This is a genomic window from Lentzea sp. NPDC102401 (genome assembly GCF_044765805.1).
Lineage (GTDB): Bacteria > Actinomycetota > Actinomycetes > Mycobacteriales > Pseudonocardiaceae > Lentzea > Lentzea sokolovensis.
In genome coordinates, this window is record NZ_JBIWKS010000010.1 from 60005 (window position 1) to 72408 (window position 12404).

General features: G+C 68.8%; 13 protein-coding genes. 2 read left to right on the forward strand and 11 right to left on the reverse strand.

The window, feature by feature from the left end; genetic code table 11:
- Positions 1–11 precede the first annotated feature (11 nt).
- The gene (locus ACIRG5_RS30810) at positions 12–584 is read left to right on the forward strand and encodes a cob(I)yrinic acid a,c-diamide adenosyltransferase (RefSeq protein ID WP_402911036.1); all 573 of its coding nucleotides are present in this window, start codon (positions 12–14) and stop codon (positions 582–584) included.
- Positions 585–1076: 492 nt separating this feature from the next.
- On the opposite strand, the gene ACIRG5_RS30815 is transcribed toward ACIRG5_RS30810, so the two are convergent.
- The 4 genes from ACIRG5_RS30815 to ACIRG5_RS30830 all read right to left on the reverse strand — a co-directional run bounded on the left by ACIRG5_RS30815 (position 1077) and on the right by ACIRG5_RS30830 (position 2575).
- Positions 1077–1508 carry a DUF2550 domain-containing protein gene (locus tag ACIRG5_RS30815; RefSeq protein WP_245821907.1) on the reverse strand — a complete coding sequence of 144 codons (432 nt, stop codon included), beginning with the start codon at positions 1506–1508 and terminating at the stop codon, positions 1077–1079.
- Positions 1509–1530: 22 nt separating this feature from the next.
- Complete coding sequence (locus ACIRG5_RS30820; RefSeq protein WP_090008738.1) at positions 1531–1896, reverse strand: F0F1 ATP synthase subunit epsilon; 366 nt, start codon at positions 1894–1896, stop codon at positions 1531–1533.
- Positions 1897–2161: 265 nt separating this feature from the next.
- Positions 2162–2410 (reverse strand): hypothetical protein, encoded by a 249-nt coding sequence (locus ACIRG5_RS30825; protein ID WP_402911041.1) that lies wholly within the window; start codon positions 2408–2410, stop codon positions 2162–2164.
- Between the two features lie 9 nt (positions 2411–2419).
- The gene (locus ACIRG5_RS30830) at positions 2420–2575 is read right to left on the reverse strand and encodes a hypothetical protein (RefSeq protein ID WP_402911043.1); all 156 of its coding nucleotides are present in this window, start codon (positions 2573–2575) and stop codon (positions 2420–2422) included.
- A 125-nt stretch (positions 2576–2700) separates the two neighbouring features.
- Between ACIRG5_RS30830 and ACIRG5_RS30835 the strand changes: the two genes are divergently transcribed.
- Positions 2701–2946, forward strand: coding sequence for a hypothetical protein (locus ACIRG5_RS30835; RefSeq protein ID WP_402911045.1), 246 nt, complete (start codon positions 2701–2703; stop codon positions 2944–2946).
- Here the strand turns inward: ACIRG5_RS30835 and ACIRG5_RS30840 are convergent.
- From ACIRG5_RS30840 to ACIRG5_RS30870, 7 genes are all read right to left on the reverse strand, one after another.
- Positions 2943–4673 (reverse strand): ABC transporter ATP-binding protein, encoded by a 1731-nt coding sequence (locus ACIRG5_RS30840; protein ID WP_402911048.1) that lies wholly within the window; start codon positions 4671–4673, stop codon positions 2943–2945. The two genes, ACIRG5_RS30835 and ACIRG5_RS30840, sit on opposite strands and share 4 nt — an antisense overlap.
- On the reverse strand, positions 4670–6175 hold the full coding sequence (locus tag ACIRG5_RS30845; RefSeq protein WP_402911051.1) for an ABC transporter transmembrane domain-containing protein: 1506 nt from the start codon (positions 6173–6175) through the stop codon (positions 4670–4672). Before ACIRG5_RS30845 ends, ACIRG5_RS30840 begins: the two co-directional genes overlap by 4 nt.
- Before the next feature lie 16 nt (positions 6176–6191).
- On the reverse strand, positions 6192–7358 hold the full coding sequence (locus ACIRG5_RS30850; protein ID WP_360047843.1) for an aromatic acid/H+ symport family MFS transporter: 1167 nt from the start codon (positions 7356–7358) through the stop codon (positions 6192–6194).
- A gap of 165 nt (positions 7359–7523) precedes the next feature.
- Positions 7524–8960, reverse strand: a complete 1437-nt coding sequence (gene atpD / locus ACIRG5_RS30855) for a F0F1 ATP synthase subunit beta (protein WP_402911054.1) — start codon at positions 8958–8960, stop codon at positions 7524–7526.
- Positions 8953–9867 carry a F0F1 ATP synthase subunit gamma gene (locus tag ACIRG5_RS30860; RefSeq protein ID WP_402911057.1) on the reverse strand — a complete coding sequence of 305 codons (915 nt, stop codon included), beginning with the start codon at positions 9865–9867 and terminating at the stop codon, positions 8953–8955. Before ACIRG5_RS30860 ends, atpD begins: the two co-directional genes overlap by 8 nt.
- A gap of 8 nt (positions 9868–9875) precedes the next feature.
- Positions 9876–11522 carry a F0F1 ATP synthase subunit alpha gene (gene atpA / locus ACIRG5_RS30865; protein WP_402911060.1) on the reverse strand — a complete coding sequence of 549 codons (1647 nt, stop codon included), beginning with the start codon at positions 11520–11522 and terminating at the stop codon, positions 9876–9878.
- 46 nt (positions 11523–11568) lie between these two features.
- Positions 11569–12402, reverse strand: coding sequence for a F0F1 ATP synthase subunit delta (locus ACIRG5_RS30870; protein ID WP_402911723.1), 834 nt, complete (start codon positions 12400–12402; stop codon positions 11569–11571).
- Positions 12403–12404: the final 2 nt, after the last annotated feature.

Genomic DNA, 12404 nt, shown 5'->3' on the forward strand with positions numbered 1-12404 from the left:
GAGTGCCGGTCATGGCGGTACATCTCACCAAGATCTACACGCGGGTCGGCGACGACGGCACGACCGGCCTGGGCGACTTCTCGCGCGTCCCGAAGACCTCACCACGCATCGAGGCGTACGCGGACGTGGACGAAACGAACGCGTCCCTGGGCGTGGCGCTGGCCCTGGGCCAGCTGGCACCGGACGTCTTCGAAGTGGTGCGCAAAGTGCAGAACGACCTCTTCGACGTGGGAGCGGACCTCTGCACCCCGATCGTGCCCGACCCGAAGTACCCCCCACTCCGCGTGACCCAGGCCTACGTGGACCGCCTGGAGGGCTACTGCGACACGTTCAACGAACGCCTGGGCAAACTCGACTCGTTCATCCTGAACGGCGGCACCCCAGGCGCGGCACTCCTGCACCAGGCCCGCACGATCTCCCGCCGTGCGGAACGCCGGGCGTGGTCGCTGATCGAGGCCGACCCGGAACACACGAACGTCCTGACGGCCAAGTACCTGAACCGGCTCTCAGACCTGCTGTTCATCCTGGCCCGCGTGGCGAACCCGGACGGCGACGTGCTCTGGCAGCCAGGCGAAAACGCCTGACTCAGGCAACCACCCTCGCAAGGTGACCACCCGCACGGCAGGCGACCACCCCGCTGGAACCGGCGCCAGCCGACGCAACCTGCCCCGCGCGGTGCCATCAGGCGCGCACCAACGCAAAGCAACCACGTACGAGTCCTGGCGTGGCGATGCGAAGCGAGCCGTCTGAACCTAGAGCGCCGGGTTAGCGGTACACCCCGCTCAAGGCGATTGGGGCTTTACCTTGAGGGGCGGGATGCTCCCCTCTCGGGCACGGCCGGGCGCTTTTCAGCCCGGCCTTTTCCGGCCGTCAAGCATCCCGCCAGAGGCTCAAGGTCAAGCCCCAATCGCAACCCCGCACTTCGTCACGACCCGAGGGACCACCCTCGCAAGGCGACCGAACGCCCGGAACGCAACCAACCCCGCTGGAACAGGAACGGCCAACGCAAGCGGACCCGCACCCGCAAATCACGAAGGGCGCGCCCCGCAGGAACGCGCCCTTCGCACCACGTCAAATCAAGAAGCCCAAGGAATGGACCGCCCGGGCGGCGCGGACTCGAGCCAGGACAAGAACCCGGTGAGCGCATCCGGCCCCATGGCGATCTCAACCTCACCCGACACGGACCGACACCGCAGCACGATCGCCCCGACCGGCATGGCGTAAGCCTCCGGCCCGGTCGGCTCCCGCCGAGCGTCGATCTCCAGCCCGTCCCGGGTGATCAGCTCGTTCGGCCCGGACCCGAGCGACAACACCCGGAACCAGGCGAACTTGTCGCCCCGGTAGTGCCCCACGCCCAGATGCCAGCCACGCCCGCGATCATCGAACTGACTGCGCAGCGCGACGTGCACGCCACCCTCGCGCAGCAGCCGGATGCGGCGCCAGGCGAAGTAGGCGATGACGATCGCCACCCCAAGAAGGATCAGGCCGGCAATCTCGGTGATCCCCACGGCTGCGGCCTCGTGCCCGGTCTCAGGCCGACTGTTCCACGGCCCGCACGCGCGCTGCCGCACGTGCGCGCTCTGCGTCGTCCGCGTCCTGCAGCGCTGTGCGCGCCGCGTTCACGTCGATCTCGCCCGCCAGTTCGGCGTCTTCGGCGAGAATCGATACGCCGGTGCCGGTCACGGACAGGAAGCCACCGTGCACGGCGGCGGTGACCAGGCCACCGTCGGTCGTGCGCACGCGCACCACGCCTCCCTCGACCAGCTGGCCGAGCACGGGCTCGTGACCGGGCAGGATGCCGATCTCGCCCTCGGTGGTCTGCGCCGAAACAGAGGTGGCCTTACCGGACCACAAACGGCGTTCAACGGCGACCAGTTCAACGGTCATCTCGGCCACGCGTATCTCCCTCGTCGTCTGGAGTCGATCTGAGTCTAAACGGTCGCCTGACAACCTTGCCGCCCCGCCCGGTGTCAGTACGTTCGACGACCGCCGGAGGCGGGACATGCAGGACTTCGAAGACCTCATGGCGTTGCGCTCGCAGGCACTGTTGCGCACCGCCTACCTGCTGTGCGGCGGCGACATCGGCGCCGCTGAGGACATTCTGCAGGACGTTCTCATGACCATGTACGGCAAGTGGCGCCGGATCAGGACCTCCGGAGGCCTACGCACGCGCCGCACTGGCCAACGAAGCGCAGAAGGACGAGCCGTGGAAGCGGGACGAGCCGGTGACCGAAGTCTCGTCGAAGCCGAACATCTTCTGGACCGGGCAGACGCCGACCGGCCCCACGGCCCTGGTCGCGCAGCAGGTGAACGTCTCACCTCCGACAAACCCGCGACGCCCGTCGGTCTCGTCACCGACGGCAAGGTGGTGAAACCGCGAGGTCGTGGACTCGGAAGCCAGGGATCGCACGGCCGGGCTCTACCGCTTCGGCCCGACCGGCGACCAGTACGTGGCCTCCGCGTCCCACGACCAGGACGGAGTGGTCTTCACCATCGTCCCGGTGGACGAACGGCCCGTGTTCGTGCGCGGCGACTCCGTTCCCCAGCCCGGAGACTTCACCCAGCCCGCGATCATCAGTGATGACCTCCCCGTTCGATCCCCACCCGGCCTCGGCTGGGAGGGGAACTTCTGCGCCACGGACTTCCCGGAGCAGAAGAGGTCGTGGCTGCGCGTGGCTGCCCGACGGCCGGTACGCCCTGATGTTCGAGACGTACGGCGCGCTCTGCCGGCCGGACGGCACGTTCAGCACCTCCGCCGTCGGCGGCAAGGCGGTCAAGGGCGAACCGGCGGTGCTGCCGCTGCCGGACGGCCAGGGCACGATCGTCGCCGACTTCAACGCCGTCATCGGCCCTCAGGAGCGCGACCACGCCTGGCTGGCGCCCACCGGCACCAAGGCGGTCACCTTGGTGCGGCGAGGAGCCCCCAGGGTGGTCCAGCTCCCCTAGGTGCCGTGCCACGAACGCCAGAGCGTCGCGTAGGTGCCGTCCCTGGCGACCAGGTCGTCGTGCGATCCCAGCTCCACGACACGACCCGCGTCGACGACCGCGATCCGGTCGGCGTCGCGCGCGGTCTGCAGCCGGTGCGCGATCGCGATCACCGTGCGTCTTTCCCGCACGGCCGCGATCGCGCGCTCCGCGTGCCTGGCCGTGGCCGGATCGAGCGAGGACGTCGCCTCGTCCAGCACCAGCGTGTGCGGATCGGCGACCTCGACCCGTGCGAGCGCGAGTTGTTGTGCCTGCGCGGGATCCAGTTCCATCCCGCCCGCGCCCAGAACCGTGTCGAGGCCTTCCGGCAACTCCTCGAACCAACGCGCGTCCACGGTGCGCAACGCTTCGAGCAGCCGCTCGTCCGGCGCGTCCGGGGCCGCCATCGCGAGGTTCTCCCTGACCGTGCCGATGAACACGTGATGTTCCTGCGTCACCAGCACGATCCGTTGTTCACCGGCCGCCGCGAGATCCGCGACGGGCACTCCGCCGACGAGCACCGAGCCCTCGGCTGGCCGGTCCACCCCCGCGATCAGCCTGCCGAGCGTCGACTTGCCCGCACCCGAGACGCCGACGATCGCCAGCCGTTCTCCCGGCTGCACCACGAGATCGACGCCGTGCAGCACCTCGTGGCCGTCCACATAGGAGTAACGGACACCGCTCACCTCGATGCGGTCGCCCTCCGGTTCGCTGACGGCGGGCGCGGGTTCGACGTTGGCCCCGATTCCCTCGACCCGCGCGAACGACGCCCCGCCGCGCTGCAGGAACTCGATCCACAGCGTGATCCGCTCCACCGGCTCGATGAGCCGCCACACGTAGAGACTGCCGGTGACGACGACCTCGATGCCCACGCCGTCGGCCGCGTAGAACAGGCCGCCGACGACCAGCACCAGCGCCGTCGGCACCGTGGTCACGAAACCGATGACCGGGAACAGCACGTTCCGCAGCCGCAACGTCCGCATCCGGGCCCGGAACGACGTCGCGATCGCGGCCTCCGCGACCGCCACGAGCCGGGTGCGCAACCCGTACGTCTCGATCGTGCGGCTGCCCTCGCCGACCGCCGCGGAGATCTCCGCCACGTCACCGGCGGCCTCGCTCTCCGCCAGGTACGCATCACGCGCACGAGCGAGGTACCAGCGCATCACCCACGCCACGAACGGCATGCCGACGAGCGCGGCGAGACCGAGCACGGGCTCCAGCCAGAAGATCGCCACGAGCACGACCACGAGCTGCACGACGCCCGTGAGCACCTCGGGCACGCTGTCCCGCAGCGCCTGGCCGATGATGCCGACGTCTCCCGTCACACGGGTGAGCAGATCGCCGGTGCCCAGCCGGTCCACCACCCGCGCGGGCAACGCCAGCGTGCGCCTGACCGCTTCCTCGCGCAACGAGGCCAGCAGCCGTTCGCCGAGCCGCGCGGACTGCAAAGCGCTGTACCGCACCAGGAACAGGTGCAGCACCGCAGCCCCGAGCACTCCCAGTGCGAGTTTGTCCACAGTGGACAGCGTCAGGCTGCCGTCGTCCACCCCGCCGACGATCTTGCCGAGCAGGTACGGCCCGACCAGCCCGGTCAGCGCCGTCAACGCGGTGAGCGCGAGCACCACGACGAGCGCCCGCCGTTCGCTCCGCAGCAACCGCACGGCCGCCCGCCGCACCTCACGACGATCCGCGATCGGCAAGCGGTTCATCGGCTCTCCTCCAGGTGCACGACCTGATCCGCCTGCCCCGCCCACAACGGCGACGACGACACGACCACGGTGGTTCGCCCCGACCGCCTTTCCCGCACCCGCTTCGCCACCGCGGCCTCGGTCACCGCGTCCAGCGCCGATGTCGGTTCCACCAGCACGAGCAGATCCGGTTCGCTCAGCAACGCCCGCACGAGCCGCAGGCGTTGCCGCTGACCGCCGGACACGTTGCGCCCCTGCGGTTCCAGGTGCGAGTCGAGCCCGTCCGGCAACGCCTCCACCACGTCCACGGCGGCCGCCGCGTGCAGCGCCTCGTCCAGTTCGCTGTCGCTGTGCACGGCCACCGAGACCGACTCGCGCACCGTCCCCGGGAACAGGTAGTCGTCGTTGTCCGCCACCACGCCGGGCAACCGGTCCACCGCTTCCCTCGCCAGCGTCGCGTTCGCCGACACGACGACCGTCAGCGCGCCTGACTTCACGTCCAACGTCCCCGCGCCGTCGTCCTGCTCGTCCCGCTTCAACCGCAGCACGTCCACCACGCGGCCGGCCGACACCAACGCGCGCGGAATGCTGTCCGCGCCCTCGATGAAGAAGCTGACGGGCACGATCAGCGTCGTGACGTACAGGTACACCGCGAGCATCTCTTCGACCGAGATCGCACCGGTCACCGCCATCCGCGCCACGATCCACGTGACCACGGCGAGGAACACCGCCGGCAGGCCCCAGGTGAGCGCCTGCACCCAGCTGAGCCACACCGACACCCGGTAGCCGTCCCGCAGCACCTCACCGGACATGGCCCGGAAGCGGTCCTCGAACGCCGGCTTCCCGCCGATCCCGGACAGGACCCGCAGCCCGCCCACGATGTCGCCCGCCCGCGAGCTCAACGCTCCCTGGCTGCTCCGATATCCGGCCTCGACCGCGTGCAGCCGGCGCAACACCGGCCCGGTCACCAGCGCGAGCACCGGCACCCCGAGAAGCACGACGACGGCCACGAGCGGCGAGATCCGCACCAGCAACACCGCCGTGACCGCGTACGCGACCACCGACCCGACGCCTGGCCCGGCACTGGTGAGCGCGTGCGCGATCCGCTGCGTGTCCCCGTTCTGCAGGTACGTCAGCTCCCCTGTGGACAGCTTGCGCCGCACCACTCCGCCCAGCGCGGTGACGTGCCGGACGACGACCTGAGCCGTCCTGAGCGAGGCATCCGTGCGCACCAGCGTCATCGTGCGATGCCTGGCGATCCCGACGAGGGACAACGTCCCGGCGGTGGCGACCAACGCCGCGCACCACCACACCAGCGCGCCGCGATCACCGCCCCGCAGACCGTCCTCAACGGCCCGCGAGATCAGATAGGGCGGCAGGATCAGCCCGCACATCCACAGCGACCCCCACCACGCCCCGGCGAGCACCCGGCCCCGCTGCGCGAGCACCAGCCACCACAGGTAGCGCCAGGGCGACCTGAGGTCGGGGGTTCCCGGATCGTCGTACGGGGCATGTCGGGCCATGCCCCCGACCTTGCCATCAGCCGGGCTGCGCCACGACCGATTTCGCCTTCAGCCCAATCGCACCAACGGCCGTTGCGCCCAACGCAGCTACGAACGCGAACGCGTAGAAGCCCCACGGGTGCGCCAAACCAGCCGTGAGCAACGCACCGCCCAACAGCGGCCCACTGATGGCGCCCAACCGCCCGACGCCGGCGGCCCACCCGATGCCGGTCGCCCGGTTCTCCTCGTAAACCCGCCCCGCGTAGGCATAAACGAGCACCTGCGCGCTGAACACGAAGAACCCGGCGAGAAGCACCGCGACGTACACCCCGAAGCCGGGCAACTTGATGCTCAGCAACGCCAGGAACACCACGGCCGCCGCGAACCACCCGATGGCCGCCGGCCTGATCCCGATCCGGTCCGCCACCGCGCCGGCTACCAGAAGTCCAATCACAGCACCGATGTTGAGCGTGAGCAGCAGAGCAAGCGCGGTGCCGAGCTCGTACCCGGCGCTGCGCATGATCTGCGGCAGCCAGGTGTTGAGCCCGTACACGAGCAGCAGCCCCATGAACGAGGCCACCCAGAACGCGATCGTGGCCTTGCGAAGACCCGGCTTGAACAGCGACCCGACCGCCTCCAGCGCGGGAGCCCTGCGCGCCACCGTCTCCGGCAGGTTCCTGACCATCAACGGAATCAGCACCAGCGCGGGCAACGCACCCACGACGAACAGCGACCGCCAGCCGAGCTGCGGGATCAGCACGATCCCCAGCAGCGCCGTGATGACCGCACCGACGTGATAGCCGGTCATGATCAGGGTGGTGGCCCGCCCGCCCTGCTGCGGCCGGGCCTCGTTGACCAGCGCGATGGCCGTGGGCAGGCACCCACCGAGCCCGAGCCCGGCGAGGAAGCGGAGGATCCCGAACGTCGTCGCGTCCGGCGCGAACGCACAGGCCAGCGTGAACACGGAGAACCCGGCCACCGCGTAGATCATCACCTTGCGCCGACCGATGACGTCGGTGATGGTCCCGATGATCAGCGCGCCGAGCATCATGCCGACCAGCCCGGCCGTGGACACCGCGCTGGCACTCGCCGTCGTGAGCAGCTTCTCCTGCAGCAGCGAGGGAATCACCGTGCCGAGCACGACGAGGTCAAAGCCGTCGAGCAGGACAGCGGTCCAGCACAGCGGCAACACCCATTTGTTCACGCGCTCTTCCTCCTCGCTGAGGCCTGGTGATGCCGAGCATCGTGCGACGTCAGGGCCCGCAGCCGGGAGGGCGGTTTCCATTCACCGGAAACGTCATGTGCTCCGGACATGACGAAGGGCCGCCCCTCCACAAAGGAGGGACGGCCCTTCGAAAGTCAGCGAGCCTCAGTTACCGGCAAGCTTCTTGGCGTTGGCCTCGACGTCGTCCAGCCCGCCGCAGGAGAAGAACGCCTGCTCCGGGAAGTGGTCGAACTCGCCCTTGCACACGCGGTCGAACGCCTCGATCGTGTCCTTGATGGGCACGAAGGAGCCGGGCTGACCGGTGAACTTCTCGGCCACGATGAAGTTCTGGCCGAGGAAGCGCTCGAGACGACGGGCGCGACCGACGAGGACCTTGTCCTCCTCGGAGAGCTCGTCCATACCGAGGATGGCGATGATGTCCTGCAGCTCCTTGTACTTCTGCAGGATTCGCTTCACCTCCTGGGCGACCCGGTAGTGCTCCTCGCCGACGATCGACGGCTCGAGGATTCGAGACGACGACGACAGCGGGTCGACGGCCGGGTAGATGCCCTTCTGGGAGATCGGACGGGAAAGCTCCGTCGTCGCGTCCAGGTGGGCGAAGGTCGTCGCCGGGGCGGGGTCGGTGTAGTCGTCCGCGGGCACGTAGATGGCCTGCAGCGACGTGATCGACCGGCCACGCGTCGAGGTGATGCGCTCCTGGAGCTCACCCATCTCATCGGCCAGCGTCGGCTGGTAACCCACGGCCGAAGGCATGCGGCCCAGCAGGGTCGACACCTCGGAACCGGCCTGGGTGAACCGGAAGATGTTGTCGATGAAGAGCAGCACGTCCTGGTTCTGCACGTCGCGGAAGTACTCCGCCATCGTGAGAGCGGACAGCGCGACGCGCATACGCGTGCCGGGCGGCTCGTCCATCTGACCGAAGACGAGAGCGGTGTCCGCGAGAACACCCATCTCTTCCATTTCCAGCAGCAGGTCGGTGCCCTCACGGGTGCGCTCACCGACGCCGGCGAACACCGACGTACCGGAGAACTCACGCGCGATACGGGTGATCATCTCCTGGATGAGCACCGTCTTGCCGACACCCGCGCCGCCGAACAGGCCGATCTTGCCGCCCTTGACGTACGGGGTGAGCAGGTCGATGACCTTGATGCCGGTCTCGAGGATCTCGGTCTTGCCCTCGAGCTGGTCGAAGGCGGGCGCCTTGCGGTGGATGCCCCACTGCTCGCCGTCGCGGCCGAGGCCGGGAACGTCGAGGCAGTCACCGAGGGCGTTGAAGACGTGGCCCTTGACGACGTCGCCGACGGGAACCGAGATGGCCTTGCCGGTGTCGGTCACGGTCGCACCGCGCACCAGACCGTCGGTCGGCTGCATCGAGATGGTGCGGACCAGGTTGTCGCCGAGGTGCTGCGCGACCTCGAGGGTCAGCGTCTTGGCGACCGCCTCGAAGGTGATCTCGGCGTGGCAAGCGTTGAACAGCTCCGGCACGGCGTCGCGCGGGAACTCCACGTCGACGACCGCACCGATCACCCGGACCACACGGCCGGTGCGGGTGGTGGTGGCAGTAGCACTCATGTCACTCATCACTTCCTGCGCCACCGGTAAGCGCGGAGGCGCCACCGACGATCTCGCTGATCTCCTGGGTGATCTGGGCCTGACGGGCCGAGTTCGCCGCCCGGCTGAGGTTGCGCACGAGCTCCGTCGCGTTGTCCGTCGCCGCCTTCATGGCCGTACGACGAGCTGCCGACTCCGAAGCCGCTGCCTCCAGCATGGCGGAGAACAGCCGCGTCTTCACGTACTTGGGCAGCATCGCTCCGAGCAGCGCTTCCGCACTGGGCTCGAAGTCGTACACCGCGCGCGGGCCCTTGGGGGTCTCACCGGTGTACTCGACGTCCATCGGCGCGATCCGCCTGGCGGTCGGCGTCTGGCTCAGCATGGACTTGAACTCGGTGTACACGACGTGGATCTCGTCCACGCCCTGCGCACCGTTCTCCGTGCCCTCCAGGAACGCCTGCACCAGCGCGTCACCCGCCTCGACGGCGTTGACGTAGTGCGGGGTCTGGGAGAACCCGCTCCACGACGCGGTGACCGAACGGCGGCGGAAGTTGTAGAACCCGATCGCCTTGCGGCCGGTCGCGTAGAGCACCGGTTCCTTGCCCTCGGACTTGAGCAGCTCGATCAGCTGCTCCGCGGCCTTGAGGACGTTGGAGTTGTAACCACCGCACATGCCCTTGTCGCTGGTGACGACGAGGACAGCGGCGCGCTTCGGGTTCTTGCGTTCCGTCAGCAACGGGTGGTCGAGGTTCGCCGAGGCCTCGGCCAACGCGGAGAGCACGTTAGTGATCTCGTCCGCGTAGGGGCGCGAGGCCGCGACCCTGGTCTGCGCCTTGGCGAGGCGAGACGTGGCGATGAGCTCGTACGCCTTCGTGATCTTCTTGGTCGAGTTGACCGTTCGGATCCGCTGGCGGAGCTCCCGAATCTGTGCGCCCATGGCTCAGATCACTTCTTGGTGGGCTCGGGCTTGTGGAGCTTCACCGATTCCTGGGCGACCTTGTCGGCGTCCATCGCCTTCTCGGGCGCCTCGTTGACGATCGTCGCGCCGTCCGAAGCGGTGAACTGCTTCTTGAACTCGGTCACGGCGGCGACAACGCGCTTCTGAGCGTCCTCGGGGAACTTCTTGGTCTCCACGATGGAGCCCAGCAGGTCCGCGTGGTTGCGGCGCAGCGAGTCCTTGAAGTCCGCGACGAAGCGACGGATGTCGGCGACGGGGACGTCGTCCAGGTGACCCTTGGTCGCGGCGAAGATCTCGACGACCTGCTCCTCGACGGGCACCGGGGAGTACTGGCCCTGCTTGAGCAGCTCGACCAGACGGGCACCGCGGTCCAGCTGGGCGCGCGACGCGGCGTCGAGGTCGGACGCGAACGCGGAGAAGGCCTCCAGCTCGCGGAACTGCGACAGGTCCAGACGCAGCGAACCCGCGACGTCCTTCATCGCCTTGATCTGCGCGGCGCCACCGACGCGGGAAACGGAGATACCCACGTTGACGGCCGGACGCACACCGGCGTTGAACAGGTCGGACTCGAGGAAGCACTGACCGTCGGTGATCGAGATGACGTTGGTCGGGATGTACGCCGACACGTCGTTCGCCTTGGTCTCGATGATCGGGAGACCCGTCATCGAACCGCCGCCGAGCTCGTCCGACAGCTTCGCGCAACGCTCGAGGAGACGCGAGTGCAAGTAGAAGACGTCGCCGGGGTAGGCCTCACGGCCCGGCGGGCGGCGCAGCAGCAGCGAGATGGCGCGGTACGCCTCGGCCTGCTTGGTCAGGTCGTCGAAGATGATCAGGACGTGCTTGCCCTGGTACATCCAGTGCTGGCCGATGGCGGAGCCGGTGTACGGCGCCAGCCACTTGAAGCCGGCCGAGTCAGAAGCGGGGGCGGCGACGATCGTCGTGTACTCGAGTGCGCCCGCCTCCTCCAGCGCGGCCTTGACGCCCGCGATGGTGGAGCCCTTCTGGCCGATGGCGACGTAGACGCAGCGGACCTGCTGCTTCGGGTCGCCCGACTCCCAGGCCTTCTTCTGGTTGATGATCGTGTCGATGCAGACCGCGGTCTTGCCGGTCTTGCGGTCACCGATGATCAGCTGACGCTGACCGCGGCCGATCGGGGTCATCGCGTCGATGGCCTTGATGCCGGTCTGCATCGGCTCGGACACCGGCTGACGCTGCAGCACGGAAGCCGCCTGCAGCTCCAGGGCGCGGGTGTCGTCCGCGACGATGTCACCGAGGCCGTCGATCGGCGTGCCCAGCGGGTTGACGACGCGACCGAGGAAGCCGTCGCCGACCGGCACGGACAGGACCTTGCCCGTCCGGCGGACCTCCTGGCCCTCTTCGATCTTGTCGAAGTCACCGAGGATGACCGCACCGATGTTGCGGACCTCGAGGTTCAGGGCAACGCCGAGGACGCCGCCGGGGAACTCGAGCAGCTCGTTCGTCATCGTGCCCGGAAGGCCCTCGACGATGGCGATGCCGTCGTAGGTCTCGGCGACGGTACCGACCTCTTCCCGGCTGACCTCCGGGGAGTAGCTCGAGACGTACTTCTCGATCGCACTGCGGATCTCGTCCGACGAGATCGTCAGCTCCGCCATGTCGTTCCTGCTCTCACTTCTTCGTTCTTGGGAAAGGGCTCGGGGGCTAGCTGGCGAGATTGCGGCGCAGTGCCGCCAACCGGCCGGCGATGCTTCCGTCGATGATCTCGTCGCCGATCTTGATCGTGAGGCCGCCGCCCAGTGCGGGGTCGACCTCGACGTGCAGCGCGATCGGGCGCGAGTAGATCGTGGTCAGCGTCGCGGTCAAGCGGTCGACCTGCTCCGCGGTCAGCGCCACCGCGGACCGGACGTGCGCGACGGAACGCTGACGGCGCTTGGCCGCCAGGTCGGCGAGCTCGGAGAGCCCGTCCGCCACACGCACCCCACGCGGGTTGCGGACCAGCTGGTCCACCAGCGTCTTGGTGACCGGGCTGACCTTCCCCTCGATCAGGGAGTCGACCAGCGCGACCTTGCCGGAGGCGTCACCGGCGGGATCCGCCAGCAGCAGCTCGAGCTCGTTCGAACCAGCAACGATGCGGCCGAGCCGGAACAGCTCGTCCTCGGTCGAGTCGAGCTGACCGTCGCGCTCGGCACGCACCAGCAGCGCGGTGCGGGCGAGCGACTCGACACCGTCGACGAGCTCACGCGGGCTGGACCAGCGCGCGGTCACGACGGCGACCAGCACCTGCAGGGTCGCGTCGCTCACCTTGCCGCCGAACAGGCCGTTGAGCAGCTGCTCACGGCCCGCGGCCTCGGACGAGGCGTCGGCGAGCGCGCCACGCAGCGACCGTTGCTGGATCAGCAGGCCGAGCACGGCGAAGAGCTCCTCGCCGAGCTTGGCGAGGTCGTCCGTCGACGTGGTGGCGTCGGCCAGCTCCAGCAGCCGCAGTTCCGCGGCTGCCAGAGCTTCACGACTTGCGGCATGCAACGTCATCGGCAGCC